Here is an 18,498-nt window from a genome sequence, read left to right as displayed (position 1 = left end):
ACAAGCCTATGCAATACCTGTTGTTCATTGCCCTCGGTGGCGCCACGGGTTCGGTGTCGCGCTACCTGCTGGCGCAGTGGACCCAGGCCCAGTGGCAGGGCGTTTTTCCGCTGGGGACGTTGCTGGTCAACTTCGCGGGCTCCTTCGGTATCGGCGTGATTTTCGTATTGCTGGAGCGGCAGGTACTGCACCCGGACTGGCGCGGTGTACTGATGGTGGGATTTCTCGGTGCGTTTACCACCTTTTCCACTTTTTCCCTGGAGGCAATTACGCTCTGGGAAACGGGTCATACCGGTCAGGCCCTGGCTTATATGCTGGCCAGTGTGGTGCTCTGCGTGGCCGGCGCCGGCGCCGCCATAACTCTGACCCGAGCGCTGCTGTAGGCGCCGGACACACCGAACAACAGGACAGACACGATGTTGGATATCAAGACTGTGCGCCAGAATCCAGAAGCCGTTGCCGCGCAACTCGCTCGCCGCGGCTTCGATTTTGACGTGGCCGCCTTTCAGACGCTGGACGCTCGCCGCAAGCAGGCGGATATGGACAGCCAGGCGCTGCTGGCGGAACGCAAAAGTGCCTCCAAAAAAATTGGCCAGCTGGTCGGGGAGGGCATGAGCGTCGATGCCGCCAAGGTCCAGGTCAACGAGACGCTGGAAAAAATCGCCGCCCAGCTCGACGACCTGACGGACCAGGCGAAGCGTGTACAGGCTGAACTGGACGAGCTGTTGTCCGGAGTTCCCAACCTGCTGGCGGCGGACGTCCCCGACGGCAAGAGCGAAGAGGACAATGTGGAGCTGGCGCGCTGGTCCGAGCCGCGCCGCTTTGATTTCCCGGTGCAGGATCACGTCGCGCTGGGTGAGGCGCTGCAGCAGCTGGACGCCGAAACCGGGGGCAAGATTACCGGCTCGCGCTTCACCGTCATGTACGGCCCGCTGGCGCGACTGCACCGGGCCCTGATCCAGTTCATGCTCAACCTGCATACTGGCGAGCACGGCTATCGCGAGATCTACGTCCCCTACATCGTCAACCGGGAGTCCCTGCACGGTACCGGCCAGTTACCCAAGTTTGCACAAGACCTGTTCAAGCTGGAAGGGGAGCAGGACTACTACCTGATACCGACCGCAGAGGTGCCGGTCACCAATGTCGCCCGCGACCGTATTTTCGACGATGCGGAGCTGGGTCAACACGGCATCCGCTTTGCCTGCCACAGCCCCTGCTTCCGCAGCGAGGCCGGCAGCTATGGCCGCGACACCCGCGGCATGATCCGCCAGCACCAGTTCGAGAAAGTGGAGCTGGTGCAACTCGTGCGTCCGCAGCAGTCCGACGCCGCCCTGGAGGCACTGACCGGTCACGCCGAGCGGGTACTGCAGTTGCTGGAGCTCCCCTACCGCAAGGTGGCGCTGTGCGCGGGTGACACCGGCTTTTCTGCTCGCCGCACCTACGATCTGGAAGTGTGGCTGCCGGCCCAGGAAACCTATCGGGAGATTTCCTCCTGCAGCAATTTCGGCGACTTCCAGGCGCGCCGCATGCAGGCTCGCTGGCGCAACCCCGCAACCGGCAAACCGGAGCTGCTGCACACCATCAACGGCTCCGGCCTCGCGGTGGGCCGGACTCTGGTAGCCATACTGGAGAACTGCCAGCAGGCGGATGGCTCGGTGGCGGTACCCACGGTACTGGCGCCCTACATGGGCGGCCTGACCACGCTGTAGTATGGAAACCCTGCCGCTGTTCCTCAAGCTCGATGGCGCCCCGGTGCTGCTGGTCGGCGGCGGCGCGATAGGCACCCGCAAGGCGCGGTTGCTGGCGGCAGCCGGGGCAGTGGTCACGGTCGTGGCGCCAGCGATCAGCGCAGAACTGGAAACCCTACTGGGTCTGCCGGAAGGTACGCCGCAGGGGCGCCAGACTCACCGCTGGATCCGGGGCCCCTATAGCGGGCCAGAGCAACTGCAGGGTGCACGCCTGGTAGTGGTTGCCACCCCCAACCGCACACTCAACGCAGTGATTTCTGCCGAAGCCACGGCCGCCGGCATCCTGGTCAACGTAGTGGATTCACCGGAGCTGTGCAGTTTCATTTTTCCCGCTATCGTGGATCGTTCGCCGCTGGTCATCGCGATCGGCAGCAACGGCGGCAGCCCGGTGCTGGCGCGGCAGCTGCGGCGCCGGATAGAAGCCATGGTGCCCGCTGCGTACGGCAGGCTGGCGCAGTTTGCCCGCGAACTTCGCTCGACCGTGGCACAGGCACTGCCGGATGTGGAACACCGGCGCCGGTTCTGGGAGCAGGTCATCGACGGCCCCATCGCCAGCAAGGTACTCAACGGCAGGGAAGGAGAGGCCAGGGCTTCCCTGGAGCAACTGCTGGCCTTGCAGCAGCGCAACCCGAAAAGTCTCAATCAGGGCGAGGTCTACCTGATCGGTGCCGGCCCCGGAGACCCGGACCTGATGACCTTCAAGGCCCTGCGGCTGCTACAGGCAGCGGACGTGGTGCTTTACGATCGCCTGGTCAACCCGGCGATAATCGACCTCGCCCGGCGGGATGCGGAGCGCATCTACGTCGGCAAAAAGCGCTCGGAACACAGCGTGCCACAGCCGGATATCAACCAGCAGCTGCTGGACCTGGCCCGGCAGGGCAGGCGGGTGGCGCGGCTGAAGGGCGGTGACCCGTTCATTTTCGGGCGCGGCGGCGAGGAGATCGAGCTGCTGGCGCGGCACCATATTCCCTTCCAGGTAGTTCCCGGCATCACCGCCGCCAGCGGGGCCGCCTGCTATGCGGGGATTCCGCTCACCCACCGCAATCACGCCCAGTCCGTGCGCTTTGTTGCCGGCTATCTGAAGGACAACCGGCTGCAACACCGCTGGGATGAATTCCAGTCAGCCAGCGAGACCCTGGTGTTCTATATGGGATTGGCGGGACTGGAGGAAATCTGCGCGCAGCTGATCGCTCACGGCCGCGATCCGGGCACCCCGGTTGCGGTGATCGAGCGGGCGACGCTGCCGGAGCAGAGGATCCTGACGGGCAGTCTGGCGACTATCGCTGGCGTGGTGGCCGAATCGAGACCCTCCGCCCACACCCTGATTATTGTCGGCGACGTGGTGCGCCTGCAGGCTGAGCTGGGCTGGTTCGGCCAGGACTGAAGCCTGCACCGAGCCTAGACTGCCTCCGACAGCGCATCGCGCCGGACTACGATACGGTTCTGGCGCCCCAGCAGATCCAGCAGCAGAGCCGCTCGCTCATCGCCCCTGGCGGCCTCAAACACCGCGTTTAGCCCCGCAAAGGGCCCCTCCAGGATCTGGACCCGATCTCCCGGTTGTTGCGGCCAGGCCTCGGCACTTCTGGCGCCCAGCTCGGGGTTTTGCTGCGTCTGCAGATAGCCGACAACAGTGTCTGGAACGGGCGCGAGTTGCTGGCCAAAGCGTACCAGGCTGCAGACACCGGGGGTGTTGCGAATGCTGGCCGTACTCTGTTCCCCCAGGGCAACGTTGATAAAAATATAGCGTGGAAACAGCGGTCCCGTGACCACGCGCCAGCCAGACGCGCCGCGCTTGCGCTCGCGAATGCGGGGGGCAAAGGTCTCGAAGCCCTGGTCGCAGAGATTGCGGGCAGCCTTGTCCTCTTCCCGCGGCTTGCTGTGCACTACCAGCCAGGTCACGCGTTCACCATGACGCTGCGGCGGCTATGCAGCACAAACGCGCAGTGGCAGGCAAAAATTCCCAGGTAGAGGTACATCGAAACGAACTCCGGTAGCTGCATAAGTGCGAGCCCCAGCACAGCCAGCGCAGCTGCGTAGCTTAGCACTATGTAGCGGGTGGCCGCGGTACCTGCACCCATGTCCTGCAGCAGGTGGTGGAGGTGGCGCCGGTCCGGGCGCATGGGATGATGGCCCTCACATACCCGCAGCAACATTGTGGCCAGCATATCCATGAGCGGAACGGCGACCAGCCAAAGGGAGGTCACTGGCGGAATCAGCCGGTCAGCGCCCTGACTCAGGTAGACCAGCAAGCCGCATACGGTAAAGCCGAGCAGGTTGCTGCCACTGTCGCCGAGGAACATCTTGGGAAACCAGCGGCTGTCGGGGCCGAGGTTGAACAGCAAAAACACGAGCAGCGGCAGTATCAGGGCCATGAGGGTGGGATATACCGGGTGCCCGGCATTGCCGGCGAGCAACGCCAGCGCCGCCACAGGCAACAGGCCCAGGGCGGCGGCCAGCCCATCGATGCCGTCTATCATGTTGTAGGCGTTGGCCATCCCGGCGAATGCCAGCGCGGTCAGGGGCAGGGCGAGAGCGGCCAGACCGATGGGGCCAAACCCGAGCAGGTCACCCACCTGCCGGAGGACAAATTTGGCCGAAACGACCATCAGGCAGCCACAGACAAACTGCACCAGCAGGCGCTTGCTGGCCGACAGTTCGCGCCAGTCGTCCCACAGGCCGGCGACAAAAACGACGCCTATCAGGCCCAACTCCAAAACACCGAAAGGTGGCAGGTCGTAGAGGAGGTTTGCGGTGACCAGAGAGGCGAACAGGACCAGCCCACCCGCCAGGGGCACGTGCCCGTCGTGTTGCTTGCGCTGGTTTGGCTTGTCGACCAGGCCGGCCCTGCGGGCGACCAGAATCGCCAGCCACGCGAATACGAAAGACAATGCAGCTACAGTTGCCTGCGGATTAGCCCCTATGTATGCTAACATGCTTAACGAATTCCCCAGTGGCCAGGCTGTCACCCCTGATCTTTGCTGTCCGCGGGAGCGAGATAGGTCCCGGGCAGCTCTTTTATTTGACAGGGCGCGTAGCCCCATCCGTAACCTGAGGTTACGATAACAGACTTCCAGGCCGGCACCACAACATGGTGTGCTTGCATGCCCGGAGTGATGCTGCTAACCTCCGCGCACAGTCCTAACTTGTTGATTTTCAAGTCAGGAACCATGCGATCAGGAGGCACGACATGAAAGGATACTTTCTTCCAACCATCGCCGCGGCGGGTATGATTCTAGCGGCCGGATCTGCGATGGCGGCTGACAGCCTGGCGACGATCTCCAACATCCAGAGCCCGGTAATGGTCAATCAGGGGGATGCGTATGTGCCCGCCCGAGAGGGGATGACCCTGGGTAACGGCGACCAACTGCTGGTGATGCAGGGCGGTGCCGCGCTGGTCAATTACGCGTCGGGTTGTGAGCTGAAGCTCGGTGGCAACGAAATTCTGCGCATTGCTGCAACGGACGCCTGTAGCGCGCCCTCCGTAGCCGCCACCAATGCCCAGGTCGCTCCGCCGCCCTCGTCTCCCGGTGCGGGTGGCGGCTCCGGCGCTGGCAGCGCTGGCATCGATCTGGGCCTGGTAGCGACCCTGGCCGCGGTCAGCTATGCAACCTACGAGATCGCCGATGACGAAGACCTCCCACCCATCAGTCGATAGATCATCTTCGATGTAAAAAAACCCGGCACCTGCCGGGTTTTTTTATGCCTGTGACAAGCTGTTGACAGTCGGGCTCAGGTCTTGCGCCAGACCAGCAGGCGATTGTTTGCCGGCATCGCATGGTCGGCATCAAGCATAAAGTCTGCAAGGGCTCCCAGGTCCAGCAGGTCCTCGATGTCCTTGATACCCATGTGCGGCGCGCGACTGCGAAGCTGCTCATCAAACACCCGATTGCTGTCGCTGGTGAAATTGCCCGCGTAGTTGAATGGGCCGTACAGGCAAAACGGGGCGCCAAAAGGCAGGGCGGCGGCGAGCCCGAGAAACATCGCCTGCACCTCGGGCCAGCCCATGATGTGTGCTGTATTGGCAGAGAAGGCGGCGTCGGCGGCCGCGAGCGGCCAGTCATTCGCCGCGACATCCAGCGCCAGCGGCGGCAGGATATTCGCCAGCCCGGCCTCTCGCAACCGTTCCTCGCAACCATCCAGGGCCGACGGGTGGTCCGTGGGTTGCCACTGCAAATGCGGCAACCGTGCTGCCAGAAATTCGGCATGTTGCCCCGTACCGCTGCCAATTTCCAGCACCAGTCCGGGTTCGACAAATACCTCCCGCACACATTCAAGTATGGATTGCTTGTTGTTCTCACACGCCTGGGAATAGGGTTTCATCGGTCACCTGTAATGAAATCCGTGTGCAGCTTGGCGGCACAGGTTAGCACAGTGCGCAGCTGATTCCTCAGCCTGGCGGGTTACGCCGGAGCGAGCACAGCCCAAGCGTGACCCCCACTGCGGCGCCCGCGGCATCCGCGACCAGATCCCAGTTGTCGGCGCCACGCCCGGGGATGTTTCCCTGCAACCATTCAGTACACCCCCCCAAAGCCAGCAGGCCTAGATAGAGCGGTATTGCCTGGATGTTCCTGCTCACCCAGCCGAGCACGACGAAGTAGCCACTGATTGCAAACATGCCGGCATGGACCAGTTTATCCTGATTGGAATAGCTGGCAGCGCTGGCACCGTCGCGCCATGGCCACCACCCGGCCAGCATGGCCAGATGCTCCCCTGACAGCAACAGCGCAAGCAGGGTGGCAAGCAGTGTAAAAACCGAGATTATCCGGTACCGGAGGCGTGGCAATGGCTGGCAATCCTACAACGGGGGCCGGTCGAACAGGGGGAATCCAGGCAACTCGTCCGACAGGACAGGAAAAATGGATTGGCGGGCAGGCATCAGTTCATCGGCATAGCTGCGGTAGACGGCTGCCCGCAGTGCGCCAGCCGTGCTGAAGCCAGTCGCGGCAGCCAATTCATCGAGAACTGTCCGTACCCGGCTGGTGGGAATGCCGTGGTCAGCCGCTATCTGGTGCAGGGAATTGCCACTGACGAAGTCCTCGAACAACTGCATGGTCTGCAGTGTCCAGTGCGCCCCGAGCGAATCCGTGATAATCCCCTCTTGATCGGCCCGCACCAGGCTGCGGTTGAAGGGGTCCTCAATATTGGCCAGGTAAACGATATAGCCAACGCTGAGCTTGACCACATTCAGAATGGCCCGGAACATTCGCCCTCTGGGCGTCAACAGCCAGATCCAGGCCGTGGCGTTGCCGTAAAGGCGGGCAGCGTCTTCCAGCAGACCGCCCACGGGGTCCTTAGACATGGGTTTGGCCCGGCGCCAGCCCGGGGGCAGGACGCTGGCCATGTCCTGCCGCTGGGCCAGCTCAGACAAGGTTTTGCCCAGGGCTTGCTCATGAGTCACGCCATTCAGGCGCAGGGCTGCAGGCGACATGGACACAATGCACAGATCGTCGTCCAGCCGCGTGACCGGCATCAGTTCGCCCAGCCCCTCTACCCAGTCCATGGTTGCCTCTGCGCTATTGGGAGTGTCTACTATTCTTGTCTTGTTCCGCCCTTGGGCTGTGCTGAGCAAACCGCTGTTCCCTCAGGAGGAGGGCGTCCACCAGAACGTTGCCCGCTTCGGTGAGCAGGACGTCCGGACGCTCGTCATCGGAATCCGCGGCCTCCTCATCGATCTCCTCCTCGTCCTCAAGGAGGTCCTCTTCCAGGGAGGTGCGTAGATCTTGCCCGAGCGCGGCGCGCCGGCGATTCTCAATTGCCAGCGCCTTGCGTTCCTGCTCTTCTCGCATGGCGACCCGAGCCTCTTCATTCAGGGGCAGGGTTTTTATCGCGCGGGCCTCCTCAGCCAGTCCGACCTGGGCCTCAAGGAACACAAACTCGGGATTCTGGACACTGCGGCTGCGGAACAACCGGGTTATTTCCGGGATGACCGACGCCATGTCATCGTAGCGGCGGTGCCGTACGGGGTTGATCTGGTCCCAGCTCAGGGCGTGGTCCAGCGCGCTCTCGCCGATCTCATCCGGATCGAACAGGGAGGGGAACAGCACATCCGGTACCACGCCGCGATGCTGGGTGCTGTCGCCGGAGATACGGTAGAACTTGGACTCGGTCAGTTTCAGCTGGCCCTCGGTCAGGGGCACCATGGTCTGCACGGTGCCCTTGCCAAAGGAGCGGTCGCCGACAATGATCCCGCGCTGATAGTCCTGGATAGCGCCGGCAAAGATCTCCGAGGCCGATGCGCTGAGACGATTGATCAGAACCACCAGCGGGCCATCGTAGTAGGGGCTGCGCGCCCGTTTGCCATCGCGCCAGACCCGGCGTGAGGAATGGCGGATCTGTACTGTCGGCCCGTATTCGATAAACAGGCCGGTCAGTTCGTTGGCCTCCTGCAAGGAGCCGCCGCCATTGTGACGCAGGTCCACGACGATGCCGTCCACTCCCTCTTCCTGCAGCTCGTCCAGCAACTTGCGCACGTCGCGAGTTGTGCTCTTGTACTCCTCGTCGCCGCGACGCATGGCATCGAAGTCGATGTAAAAGGCCGGAATATCGATGACGCCGATTTTCATCACTTCATCACCGGCGGGAATCTCGAGGATCTCCTTCTGCGCCGATTGCTCCTCCAGCTTGACCTGGTTGCGGACGATGGTGATTTCCTTGCGGATATCCGTGCCAGGAGATTTGGCCGGGATGACCTGCAGGCGCACGATGGAGTCCTTGGGGCCGCGGATCAATTCCACCACCTCGTCCAGGCGCCAGCCGATGACATCCTCGAACTCACCGTCTGCGCCCTGGGCGACCGCGGTTATCCTGTCGGAGGGGCGCAGCTCCCCCTGTTTGTCTGCGGGGCCTGCGGCTACCAGTCGTGCCACCTTGGTGTATTCATCCTCGATCTGCAGAACTGCGCCGATACCCTCCAGGGACAGGCTCATGTTGATATTGAAATTCTCGGAGCGGCGCGGTGACAGGTAGTTGGTGTGGGGATCGTAGAGCTCGGTCAGGGCATTGGCGTAAATCTGGAACACGTCCTGATCGTTGTACTGTTTTACCCGCTTGAGTTGATTGTTGTAGCGCTTGGCCAGAGTGGGCACGATCTCGTCCGCCTCTTTGTCCGCCAGCCGCAGGCTCAGCACCTGGTTCTTGAGATGCCGGCGCCAGCGGTCGTCGAGCTCGGCATCGTCCGCCGCCCAGGGCCGGGTCTCGCCATCGAGAAGGTACTGCTCGTCAGTGGTAAAATCCATCGCCGCGAGGGTCGTCTCAAGATTGTCCACGATGTTCGAGAGCCGCGCCTCAAGGCGTTTCTGGAAGCGGTTGAAGATGGCGAAGCCCGTCTCCAGATTGCCCGCGTGGAGGTCTTCGTCCATGCTGCGCCGGTAGCGCTCGAATTCCGCCAGGTCGGTGGCGGTAAAGAACATCCTGCCGCCGTCGAGGCTGTCAATGTAATTGTCCAGATGCATGGACGAGAGGTGATCGTCGTAGCGCAGCTTGGCGTAATGGCGTTGCTCCAACTGCTCGATCAGCTCGACTATGGTTTCCCGCTGGTTGTCGGTAAAGGTGATAGCGCTGAAAGCGGGGAGCGGGGCGGTGGCCAGCACCAGCGCAAGAGCAACAGTAATGAAGGTTGCGGGAAGCCAGCCACGACGGCTACCTGGGTTTACAAGGGCTATGATCAATGAATTCACCTCCGCTATCATCACTTGGTAGTGTAACGCGCTGTCGTCGCTGCTCCAATAAATGATCGCATCGACCGCGCAACCCATTCTGACTGCCCCGGGCGGAATACGTTCCCGCCAGCAGGGCTCGAGGTTGGTGTAATATGGTCCTTTACCTGCCGGAAAGTCACTGTTGACGCCATGATCCCCGTCGAACTCACCAACTCCCTTATTTTCTGGGGCGCCGTACTGGCACTGCTGTGCGTCGTGGCGAGCGGACTGTCGCGGAGAGTCGGTGCCCCGGTACTGCTGATTTTCCTGGTGCTGGGCATGCTGGCCGGGGAGGAGGGCGTGGGTGGCATTCGCTTCAACGATTTCAGCCAGGCCTTCCTGTTCGGCAGCCTGGCGCTGGCCATCATCATCTTCGACGGCGGCCAGGGAGCGCGCAAGGACACTTTTCGGGTCAGTCTCGGGCCCGCCCTGTCCCTGGCCACCGTGGGGGTGGTCGTCACCGCGGGCATCACCGGTCTCGCCGCAAAACTTGTGCTGGACCTGTCCTGGCTCGAGGCCATGCTGATCGGCGCCATTGTCGGTTCCACCGACGCCGCGGCGGTGTTTGGCCTGCTGCGGTCGGCTGGGCTGCGACTCAAGGAACGTACCAGTGCCACCCTGGAAATCGAGTCCGGCAGCAACGACCCGATGGCCATATTCCTGACCATCACCCTGGTGGAACTGCTGGTGCTTCGCGCCGACAACCCCGGTCTCGAAATTCTCGGAGCATTCGCCGAGCAGATGGGCCTGGGCCTCGCGATCGGTTTTGCCGGCGGCTATATGCTGGTGCTGTTGCTCAAGCGCATGGTACTGCCGGTATCCATGTATCCATTGCTGGCATTGGCGGGCGGCATAAGCGTCTTCGGTATTGCCAACCTGTGGGGTGGTAGCGGCTTTCTGGCTATCTACCTGGTGGGCATTCTGGTCGGCAACGCGTCCTTGCCCCACGCCAAGGATATCCGGCGTTTTCATGACGGCATCGCCTGGCTGGCGCAGATAGGCATGTTCTTGATGCTGGGCCTGCTGATCACCCCCAGCAGCCTGATCCCCCTGGTGCTGCCTGCGCTGGGCGTCGCCCTGGCCCTGATTCTGGTGGCACGGCCGGTGGCTGTGCTGCTGGCCCTGCTGCCGTTCCACTTCCCGTGGCGGGAGCAGGTTTTTATCAGCTGGTGCGGTCTGCGTGGGGCCGTACCCATCATCCTGGCCCTGTTCCCCTCGCTGGCAGGGCTGGAACTGGCGGACACCTTCTTTGAACTGGCCTTTTTCGTGGTCCTGGTATCGCTGGTGGTGCAGGGTTGGACTATCGCCCCCATTGCCCGCTGGCTGCGCATCGAGGTGCCGCCGGTACTGGAGGAACCGGAACACCTGGTGCTGAAAATACCGGACGACCAGGAAAAGGAATTGCTGGTCTACCGGGCAGTGAACGGCAGCCCCGCCATCGGCACAGCGGTAACGCGCCTGCCCCTGTCCGGGGGCGCCCAGCTGGTGGGGCTGGTGCGGCACGGAGTGTTGCTGGAGGAGTGGCAGCAGCAGACCATACAGGACGAGGATCATGTCATGGTGTTGGGTACCGACGGCGGCACCCCGGCCCTGGCGCGCCTGTTCACACCGGCGGCCAGCCGCAGCGACCGCGAGCGCGAGGTTGCGGACTTCTTTGGCAGCTTCGTGCTCAAACCCGATGCGCGTCTGGCAGACCTCTCACAGATGTACGGCTTCGAAGTGCCGGCGCCGCTGCGAGCCCTGACCGTGGCCGAATTCATCAATCGCCAGTTCCATCAGAAACCGGTTGTCGGTGATCGGGTGGTCCTGGGGCATGTGCAGTTCGTGGTCAAGAAACTGGACGGTGACCGCATTGCAACCGTGGGTCTGAAACTGGGCTGAAGCAACTCAAAAGCCTTTCAGTACTGGCAGCCTTTCATGGCGTAACTTACTGAAATTATTGCTATGCAATGTCTTGCAATATCCCCAAAACCGCAGATCGCCTGCCAACAGCAGCGAAATATCAGTCGGCCAGAGCCGCATCCCGCACAAACAACATATCCATGACGATCTCGGGGTGCCAGGCTTTGAGCACGGCTTCGCTGTGATGGCGGATGGCATCGAGATCCGCTATCGACTGGATTTTGAAGCCCTCGCTGACGACAATGTGAACCAGTAAATAGGTGTTGCGACCCCGTTTGGTAATCCGGACTTCAACCCGGTCATACGCAACCTTGGCCAGGGTGGCCAACAGCTGCTGTTCGATATCGTCAGCCAGAGAACCCGGCGGCGGCATCCACAGGATTTCCCGCATGCTGTCACGGAGAATGCCCAACGGCACCGGCAGGGCGACGATGACAATGGCAATCAACAGCAGCGGGTCGACCACCGGGGCATAGCGTGCCCAGGGGGAGCCCTCCAGCCACCAGGCCAGCAAAAAGCCTATAAATACCGCTGCGCTGAGCAGGCCGTCGACCAGCCAGGTGCGGGATTCGACCGCCACCAGATCCGAGCGGGTCTGGCGCCCGGCGCGGGCCATCAGCCAGGCCACCAGCAGGCAGCCCAGGGTGGCGGCCGCACCGTAGACCGTGGCCAGGCCATATGCCGCAGGGTTGCCGCCGACCATAAGCCGCTTGACCGCCTCGATGCAGGCCCAGGTGCACGCCACCAGGATAAACAGCGACTTGAACAGGTTCAGGGCCGGTTCCATGGAGGTGTAGCCAAAATGAAAGCGGTCGTCATCCGGGCGTTCAGCCAGGCGCGCCACCTTGAGCGTCAGCAGCGCGACGCAGAATGCGATCAGCGAGTAGATGCCGTCGAACAGGATCGCATCCGAGCGCGTGAGCAGCGCAAAGGTCAGCGCCAGGACGACAAACCCAACAGATCCAAACAGCGCCCATCGCAGGGCGCGCTGCTCGCTGTGAACGTGAAGTTTGTGGCTCATGGCGGGTCTCGCAACTCCAGGGTTGAAGGAAGAGGGATGTCAGCATCATGACCTCGAGCGGGGCGCCCGGCAAGGCCGCCATTGGCTGGACGGCGGGCAAGCCTGTGCATAACTGTGTGCCCAAATGTCCTATTTAACATAATATATATTATGCGCATATGTGGATTCTTTGCGGGCGGGTGCTGGCTGGACTAATCTTAGGACGATTGATGCTGGTCAATGCGGAGAGCACCCCTCGGCGCTACCCTGAAGCACCGAATTGCCGGAGAACATCCATGCGGGCCAGGCGCAGCAACGACAGCAGAGCAGCACCCCCACAGGACCCTGCCTCTGACAGCGGGCGTCAGAGCAGCGGGAGCGCGCGGCGCTGGCAGATCTGGGCCCAGCAGGCCGCCGCGGGACAACGCCCGTGTTTTGCCAGTGAACTGCGTTTTACCTGCAGGGAGCCGGATTGCCCCTGGCGCGATGAATGCCAACACCTGCGGGCGGAATGGCACCGCTAGGGTGAGTTTTCATTTCCCGGAGCGCTTTGTCAGCGCGCTGACGCGCGACACTCTGGCGCTGGTCCTCGCCGGCGGTCGCGGCTCCCGGCTGGGCGGCCTGACCACTGAACGCGCCAAACCCGCGGTACCCTTCGGCGGCAACATGCGCATCATCGACTTTGCCCTGTCCAACTGTGTCAACTCCGGCGTGCGCAGGATCGGGGTGCTCACCCAGTACAAGGCCCACTCCCTGATCCGCCACCTGAGCCTGGGCTGGGGCTTCATGCGCGGCGAGCTCGGCGAGTTTGTCGAACTGCTGCCGGCACAGCAGCGCACCGATGGCGGCTGGTACATCGGTACTGCCAACGCGGTGTACCAGAACATCGACATTATCCGCGCCCATGACCCGCGCTTTGTGCTAATTCTCGGTGGCGACCACATCTACAAGATGGACTACGGTGGCCTCCTTGCCACCCACGTGGAACAGCAGGCCGACGTTACCGTCGCCTGCATGGAGGTGCCGCTGGCGGATGCCTGTGCCTTTGGCATCATGGAGATCGAACCCGACGGTCGAGTGTGCGGGTTCGAGGAGAAACCGGCAGCGCCCAGCGGGATGCCGGAACAGCCCGACTTCGCCCTGGCGTCCATGGGTATCTATGTATTTACCGCCGACTATCTGCTCGATCGTCTGCGCCAGGACAGCCTCAACCCGGCGTCTGAGCACGATTTCGGCAAAGACATCCTGCCACTTGCGGTACAGCAGGACCGGGTCTTCGCCGCCCCCTTTCGGGACCCCAAGACCGGCGCCCGGGCCTACTGGCGGGACGTGGGGACACTGGACAGCTACTGGGCTGCCAACATGGAACTGATTGGCGTGGTGCCGGAACTGGACCTGTTCGACACCCAGTGGCCGATTCGCACCCACCAGGTCCAGGCGCCGCCGGCAAAGTTTGTGTTTGACGACGAGGGTCGCCGCGGGATGGCGGTGGACTCCATGGTCTGCAACGGCTGTATCGTATCCGGCGCCCTGGTGCGCCACTCGGTATTGTTCTCCAGGGTCCGGGTGGAGGAATCTTCCAGGGTGACAGATTCAGTGCTGCTGCCGGAGGTGGTAGTCGGCCCCGACTGCCACATCCACAAGGCCGTCATCGAGACCGGTTGCAGACTGGCGGCGGGGACCGTCATCGGAGTTGACCCGGAACAGGACCGGCAGCGCTTCGAGGTTTCTCCAGCCGGGGTAACCCTGGTGACTCCGGAAATGCTGCAACAAAACCTGGATTACATTCGCTAGCGACGCCTCCCCCGCTCCTCCGCAGCCAGGCAAACCGTGCCGGGTGTTGTGTAAAACTCCCTGATACCAGCTATGATGCGTGCTGCAGCCACCTCTACTCCAGCCCCAAGGACAATCTATGAAGATCGGTATTCTGTCACGCAACCGCAGGCTCTATTCCACCCGCCGTCTGATGGAAGCGGCAACCACGCGGGGGCACGATGTCAAGGTTATCGATGTGCTCAAGTGCTACATGAATATCACCGCCAACGATCCCACGGTGACCTACCAGCACTCGGCGGAACGGGTAGAGGCCCTGGACTTCGAGGCGGTCATTCCACGGATCGGCGCCAGCATCACCTCCTACGGCTGCGCGGTACTGCGCCAGTTCGAAGTGGGCCAGGTCTACTCGCTGAATGAATCCATTGCCATTACCCGCTCCCGGGACAAACTGCGCGCCCACCAGCTGCTGGCCCGGCGCGGTATCGGGCAGCCGGTCACCAGTTATGCCCACTCCGCCAGGGCCACGGACAAGCTGATTGAATCTGTCGGCGGCGCGCCGCTGATTCTCAAGTTGACCGAAAGCACCCACGGCAATGGCGTGCTGCTGGCGGAGACCAAGAAAGCCGCGGAGGCCCTGATCAACGCTTTCCGCGGTATCGGCTCCGACTTCCTGGTGCAGGAATTCATCAAGGAGGCCGGCGGCTCTGACATCCGCTGCTTCGTGGTGGGCGAAAAAGTGATTGCCGCCATGCAGCGCAAGGCGGTGAAAGGCGAGTACCGCTCCAACCTGCACCGGGGTGGCACCGCGGAGGTGATCAAGCTGACTCCCGAGGAACGGCGGCTGGCACTCCGGGCGGCGCGAGTCATGGGGCTGGATCTGGCAGGGGTGGATATCCTGCGCTCGGCTCACGGCCCCCTGGTTATCGAGGTGAACTCGTCTCCGGGCCTGGAGGGCATCGAGAAGGCCACGGGCATCGACATCGCCAGCAAGATCATCGAATACATCGAGAAGGACTCCCAGACCGGGCCCAACAAGCCTACCGGCAAAGGTTGATGCCGCACGCCACGCTCAGGGCTCCTGTTCGCTGCCGGGTTGATACTTGGGCAGGCGCAGGTCAAACAGGATGGCCGCGCCCCGCAGGGCAAAGGCAGCGGCCACTGCCAGTGGCAGTGCTATCTGCTGCCCCCAGTGCTGCGCGCTAAACACCACATAGCTGATCGCACCCAGTGCCGCCGCGGTCACGTAGATGTCCGGCTCCAGCAGCACCGGCGGCCGGCCCAGCAGGCCGTCCCGGATTAACGAGCCGAACGTGGCGGTCATCATGCCCATGCCGATGGCAACCAGCAGCGGAGCGTCCCAGGCCAGGGCTTTCTGGGTGCCCAGCACACTGAACAGAGCCAACCCCAGAGCGTCGGCCCAGAGCAGGACGGTGCGCAGGGATTCGAAAAAGTGCGCCAGGAACCAGGTGGCGACACTGGCGCCGATACAGACCCACAGATAGGCGGTATTGCCGATCCAGAATACCTCCCCGGTCTGCAATAACAGGTCGCGCACAGTACCGCCGCCGATGCCGGTGATGGTGCCAAACAGCACGAAGCCCAGGACATCCAGACGTTTTTCCGCCGCCGCCAGAGCGCCACTGATGGCGAATACCGCAATTCCCAACAGATCCAGGGTGTAGATGATGGTGACGGTGCTCATACCGGTTCCTTGTCGCGTTCCGGCTACTAGTGTCCGGGGTGGGCCCGATAGAAGACCATAGCAGTCACGGACTCAGCTGTGCGGGCCGCGATTGTGCTGCCAGAGCTTCAGCAGTCCACGCTCGACCGCCCCTTCCGCGGCCATGCCCAGCTTTTCCTGCCAGACTTTTTTCTGCACGTATTTGACCTCGAACACGTCGCGCTCCCGCAGCTGCTCCTGGACAAAGGCATCACTGGTCTGCAGGGCATCCACCAGGCCGATATCGACGGCGTCGCGGCCGTACCAGATTTCGCCGGTGGCGACCTTGTCGATGTCCAGCGCGGGCCGGTTCTCGGCGACGAAGGCCTTGAACAGGCCGTGGGTGGTTTCCAGGTCCTCGATGAATTTTTCCCGCCCCTTGTCGGTGTTCTCGCCGAACAGGGTCAGGGTGCGCTTGTACTCACCGGCCGTGAGCAGCTCGAAATCGATATCGTGCTTCTGCAACAGGCGGTGGAAGTTGGGGAGCTGGGCCAGCACCCCGATGGACCCCAGTACCGCAAAGGGCGCCGCGATAATGTTCTGGGCGACACAGGCCATCATGTAGCCACCGCTGGCCGCCACCTTGTCGACGGCCACGGTCAAGCGGGCGCCGGCGTCGGTTATGCGCTTGAGCTGGCTGGCTGCCAGGCCGTAGCCGTGGACCAGGCCGCCGGGGCTTTCCAGTCGCAGCAGGATCTCGTCGCCCGCTTCCAGCTGTGGCAAGACCGCGGAGATTTCCTGCCGCAGATGTTCCGTGGCGCTGGCCTTGATGTCGCCATCAAAATCCAATATAAACAGGCGGTTTCGACCGGTTTCTGAAGCCGTTTCTCGATTTTTGAGGCGTTTTTTCGCCGCCCTGGCGGTCGCCTTTTCGGCTTTGTGACGGGCCTTGAGTTCGGCCTTGTGCACCTCTGGTTCCGCCAGGGCCGCGCGCATGACGTCGCCGACCTCCTGCTGGCGGTCGTTGAGCTTGCAGATCTCGATATGCCCCTTGCGCTCCGCCTTGTGGCGGTGGCTGAGGGCGACCATACCGGCTGCCACCAGCAGGATGGCGGCAATAACCGTGACGGTTCGGGCCAAAAACAGCCCATACTCATAGACGTATTCCAAGTGGTTACTCCCGTGTCAGTTCGCTGACGTAGTGGCGGATGAGTTGCCCCGCAATCGAGGTCGGCGGTGGCACCTCGGGCAGGTCGCGGTAATGATACCAGCCGGCATCGGCGATCTCCCCGGGCTCGCAGACGATATCGCCACCGGCGTACTCCGCGAAGAAGCCCAGCATCAACTGGCTGGGGAACGGCCAGGACTGGGAACCGAAATAGCGCAGCCTGTGGACCTCCACCCCGACCTCCTCCCGCACCTCACGGTGCAGGGTGTCCTCGGCGCTCTCGCCGGCTTCGATAAACCCGGCCAGGGTGCTGTACATTTTGCCCGGAAAGTTTACGTTGCGGGCCAGCAGCAGTTCCTCGCCGCGAGTGATCAGGACGATGACGCAGGGGTTGATGCGCGGGTAGTTGACCGTGCCGCAGGGCGCGCAGCGCATGGCGCGCTCCACCATGTCGACCGCCATGGCACTGCCGCAGCGGCCACAAAACTGGTGATCGCGTTCCCAGGCAAGCAGCTGGGAGGCCCGGCCTGCGAGGGCAAACAGGCCATCGTCGACGCGGCCCAGCAGCTGGTACAGATTGCCGCGGGCAAAGCGCATCGGATCCGGTTCGATGCCGGCATCGATCTCCACCGCGAAGCAGGGACGGCCGTGCCAGTACCCGAGGAATTGCTCGCGCAGCACCAGCCAGCCCATGGATTGCAATTCCGCCCGCTGCAACAGCGGGTCCCGCGCAGTCATGTCGGTGACCACCTGGCCGCGCTGGAACACCAGGTGCAGGGCATCCTCCGCGGCGGCCGGCGGCCGGTTGTCGGGCTGGAAGCTCATGTCCGCACCACCTCCCGCCACAACACCGTGCCGCCACTGGCCCGGGCGATGGCTTCCAGCTGCGCTTCGTGCGCCGCCAGATCCTCTGCGCTGGCCCTGGGCACGGCCAGCGCAGGACGCTGGGCCGACAGGCGCCTGATACCCTCGCTGTGGCTGCTGCCGTCGCCCTCCCCCGGGCCGTGGTCCGCAAGCTGAAAGGCGGTCTGGCCTCCGGTCATCGCCAGGTATACATCCGCCAGGATCTCGGCATCCAGCAGAGCGCCGTGCAGGTCGCGCTGGGAGTTGTCCACGGTGTAGCGGTTGCAGAGTGCGTCCAGGTTATTGCGCTGACCGGGGTGCCTTGCCCTGGCCATGACCAGGGTGTCGGTCACCGAACACACGGATTCCAGCCCCGGATGGCGCTCGTCAAGGCGCTTGAGCTCCGCATCCAGGAAGCCGATGTCAAAGGGGGCGTTGTGAATGACCAGCTCGGCGCCCTGTACAAACTCCAGGAACTCCGCGGCTACCTGTGCAAACAGCGGTTTGTCGGCAAGGAACTCGCTGGTGATGCCGTGAACTTCAATCGCACCCTGGTCGATATCCCGCTGCGGATTGATATAGCGATGAAAGTGGTTGCCGGTCAGGCGCCGGTTGACCAGCTCGACGCAGCCGATTTCAATGATCCGGTGGCCCTGGTTGACTTCCAGGCCGGTGGTTTCCGTGTCCAGTACTATCAGTCTCAC

The 18,498-nt window shown here is 62.9% G+C and carries 18 protein-coding genes; 7 read left to right on the top strand and 11 right to left on the bottom strand.

Annotated features, from left to right (window positions below; all coding sequences use genetic code 11):
* Window positions 1-8: 8 nt before the first annotated feature.
* From crcB to cysG, 3 genes are read left to right on the top strand one after another with little or no spacing between them, the layout of a single operon-like run.
* Entirely contained in the window at window positions 9-383 is a 375-nt protein-coding gene (crcB, locus tag Q6D67_RS11740) for a fluoride efflux transporter CrcB (RefSeq protein WP_304705801.1), read from the top strand.
* A 33-nt stretch (window positions 384-416) separates the two neighbouring features.
* Window positions 417-1,709, top strand: coding sequence for a serine--tRNA ligase (gene serS, locus Q6D67_RS11735; protein WP_304705800.1), 1,293 nt, complete (start codon window positions 417-419; stop codon window positions 1,707-1,709).
* A gap of 1 nt (window position 1,710) precedes the next feature.
* A complete protein-coding gene (cysG, locus tag Q6D67_RS11730; protein ID WP_304705799.1) occupies window positions 1,711-3,132 on the top strand; it encodes a siroheme synthase CysG in 1,422 nt (473 codons plus the stop codon).
* Window positions 3,133-3,146: 14 nt separating this feature from the next.
* On the opposite strand, the gene Q6D67_RS11725 is transcribed toward cysG, so the two are convergent.
* Window positions 3,147-3,647 (bottom strand): transcription termination/antitermination NusG family protein, encoded by a 501-nt coding sequence (locus Q6D67_RS11725; protein WP_304705798.1) that lies wholly within the window; start codon window positions 3,645-3,647, stop codon window positions 3,147-3,149.
* Window positions 3,644-4,636, bottom strand: a complete 993-nt coding sequence (locus Q6D67_RS11720; RefSeq protein WP_304705797.1) for a hypothetical protein — start codon at window positions 4,634-4,636, stop codon at window positions 3,644-3,646. The genes Q6D67_RS11725 and Q6D67_RS11720 overlap by 4 nt, the downstream gene beginning before the upstream one ends.
* Window positions 4,637-4,935: 299 nt before the next feature.
* Between Q6D67_RS11720 and Q6D67_RS11715 the strand changes: the two genes are divergently transcribed.
* Window positions 4,936-5,403 (top strand): hypothetical protein, encoded by a 468-nt coding sequence (locus Q6D67_RS11715; RefSeq protein WP_304705796.1) that lies wholly within the window; start codon window positions 4,936-4,938, stop codon window positions 5,401-5,403.
* Between the two features lie 74 nt (window positions 5,404-5,477).
* Here Q6D67_RS11715 and Q6D67_RS11710 read toward each other — a convergent pair whose 3' ends face one another.
* The 4 genes from Q6D67_RS11710 to Q6D67_RS11695 all read right to left on the bottom strand — a co-directional run bounded on the left by Q6D67_RS11710 (window position 5,478) and on the right by Q6D67_RS11695 (window position 9,415).
* Window positions 5,478-6,068, bottom strand: a complete 591-nt coding sequence (locus Q6D67_RS11710; protein ID WP_304705795.1) for a DUF938 domain-containing protein — start codon at window positions 6,066-6,068, stop codon at window positions 5,478-5,480.
* Window positions 6,069-6,135: 67 nt separating this feature from the next.
* A complete protein-coding gene (locus tag Q6D67_RS11705) occupies window positions 6,136-6,531 on the bottom strand; it encodes a VanZ family protein (RefSeq protein WP_304705794.1) in 396 nt (131 codons plus the stop codon).
* A gap of 12 nt (window positions 6,532-6,543) precedes the next feature.
* The gene (locus Q6D67_RS11700) at window positions 6,544-7,248 is read right to left on the bottom strand and encodes a PAS domain-containing protein (RefSeq protein ID WP_304705793.1); all 705 of its coding nucleotides are present in this window, start codon (window positions 7,246-7,248) and stop codon (window positions 6,544-6,546) included.
* Window positions 7,249-7,261: 13 nt separating this feature from the next.
* The gene (locus Q6D67_RS11695) at window positions 7,262-9,415 is read right to left on the bottom strand and encodes a carboxy terminal-processing peptidase (protein ID WP_370551955.1); all 2,154 of its coding nucleotides are present in this window, start codon (window positions 9,413-9,415) and stop codon (window positions 7,262-7,264) included.
* 180 nt (window positions 9,416-9,595) lie between these two features.
* On the opposite strand from Q6D67_RS11695, the gene Q6D67_RS11690 reads away from it, so the two are divergent.
* Window positions 9,596-11,326 (top strand): potassium/proton antiporter, encoded by a 1,731-nt coding sequence (locus Q6D67_RS11690; RefSeq protein ID WP_304705792.1) that lies wholly within the window; start codon window positions 9,596-9,598, stop codon window positions 11,324-11,326.
* A 121-nt stretch (window positions 11,327-11,447) separates the two neighbouring features.
* Here the strand turns inward: Q6D67_RS11690 and Q6D67_RS11685 are convergent, their stop codons facing one another.
* A complete protein-coding gene (locus Q6D67_RS11685; RefSeq protein WP_304705791.1) occupies window positions 11,448-12,368 on the bottom strand; it encodes a cation diffusion facilitator family transporter in 921 nt (306 codons plus the stop codon).
* Between the two features lie 504 nt (window positions 12,369-12,872).
* Between Q6D67_RS11685 and glgC the strand changes: the two genes are divergently transcribed.
* Together glgC and rimK are read left to right on the top strand one after the other, a co-directional pair.
* A complete protein-coding gene (glgC, locus tag Q6D67_RS11680) occupies window positions 12,873-14,141 on the top strand; it encodes a glucose-1-phosphate adenylyltransferase (RefSeq protein WP_304705790.1) in 1,269 nt (422 codons plus the stop codon).
* Window positions 14,142-14,259: 118 nt separating this feature from the next.
* Window positions 14,260-15,177 carry a 30S ribosomal protein S6--L-glutamate ligase gene (gene rimK / locus Q6D67_RS11675; protein WP_304705789.1) on the top strand — a complete coding sequence of 306 codons (918 nt, stop codon included), beginning with the start codon at window positions 14,260-14,262 and terminating at the stop codon, window positions 15,175-15,177.
* A gap of 15 nt (window positions 15,178-15,192) precedes the next feature.
* On the opposite strand, the gene Q6D67_RS11670 is transcribed toward rimK, so the two are convergent.
* The 4 genes from Q6D67_RS11670 to dnaQ form a co-directional block, all read right to left on the bottom strand.
* Complete coding sequence (locus Q6D67_RS11670) at window positions 15,193-15,825, bottom strand: trimeric intracellular cation channel family protein (RefSeq protein ID WP_304705788.1); 633 nt, start codon at window positions 15,823-15,825, stop codon at window positions 15,193-15,195.
* A gap of 72 nt (window positions 15,826-15,897) precedes the next feature.
* Complete coding sequence (sohB, locus tag Q6D67_RS11665) at window positions 15,898-16,953, bottom strand: protease SohB (RefSeq protein ID WP_304705787.1); 1,056 nt, start codon at window positions 16,951-16,953, stop codon at window positions 15,898-15,900.
* A 4-nt stretch (window positions 16,954-16,957) separates the two neighbouring features.
* Window positions 16,958-17,776: an NAD(+) diphosphatase gene (gene nudC / locus Q6D67_RS11660; protein ID WP_304705786.1), complete on the bottom strand. Its 819-nt coding sequence runs from the start codon at window positions 17,774-17,776 to the stop codon at window positions 16,958-16,960.
* Complete coding sequence (dnaQ, locus tag Q6D67_RS11655) at window positions 17,773-18,498, bottom strand: DNA polymerase III subunit epsilon (protein WP_304705785.1); 726 nt, start codon at window positions 18,496-18,498, stop codon at window positions 17,773-17,775. Before dnaQ ends, nudC begins: the two co-directional genes overlap by 4 nt.

The organism is Haliea sp. E1-2-M8 (genome assembly GCF_030649675.1).
In the GTDB taxonomy this organism is placed as follows: Bacteria; Pseudomonadota; Gammaproteobacteria; order Pseudomonadales; family Halieaceae; genus Haliea.
Note: the sequence above shows the minus strand (reverse complement) of the source record. Positions and strands in the feature narration are given on the sequence as shown.

Coding starts and splice junctions, on each gene's coding strand:
- crcB (WP_304705801.1), top strand. CDS start 9: ATGCAATACCTGTTGTTCATTGCCCTCGGTGGCGCCACGGGTTCGGTG.
- serS (WP_304705800.1), top strand. CDS start 417: ATGTTGGATATCAAGACTGTGCGCCAGAATCCAGAAGCCGTTGCCGCG.
- cysG (WP_304705799.1), top strand. CDS start 1,711: ATGGAAACCCTGCCGCTGTTCCTCAAGCTCGATGGCGCCCCGGTGCTG.
- Q6D67_RS11715 (WP_304705796.1), top strand. CDS start 4,936: ATGAAAGGATACTTTCTTCCAACCATCGCCGCGGCGGGTATGATTCTA.
- Q6D67_RS11710 (WP_304705795.1), bottom strand. CDS start 6,068: ATGAAACCCTATTCCCAGGCGTGTGAGAACAACAAGCAATCCATACTT.
- Q6D67_RS11700 (WP_304705793.1), bottom strand. CDS start 7,248: ATGGACTGGGTAGAGGGGCTGGGCGAACTGATGCCGGTCACGCGGCTG.
- Q6D67_RS11690 (WP_304705792.1), top strand. CDS start 9,596: ATGATCCCCGTCGAACTCACCAACTCCCTTATTTTCTGGGGCGCCGTA.
- Q6D67_RS11685 (WP_304705791.1), bottom strand. CDS start 12,368: ATGAGCCACAAACTTCACGTTCACAGCGAGCAGCGCGCCCTGCGATGG.
- rimK (WP_304705789.1), top strand. CDS start 14,260: ATGAAGATCGGTATTCTGTCACGCAACCGCAGGCTCTATTCCACCCGC.
- Q6D67_RS11670 (WP_304705788.1), bottom strand. CDS start 15,825: ATGAGCACCGTCACCATCATCTACACCCTGGATCTGTTGGGAATTGCG.
- nudC (WP_304705786.1), bottom strand. CDS start 17,776: ATGAGCTTCCAGCCCGACAACCGGCCGCCGGCCGCCGCGGAGGATGCC.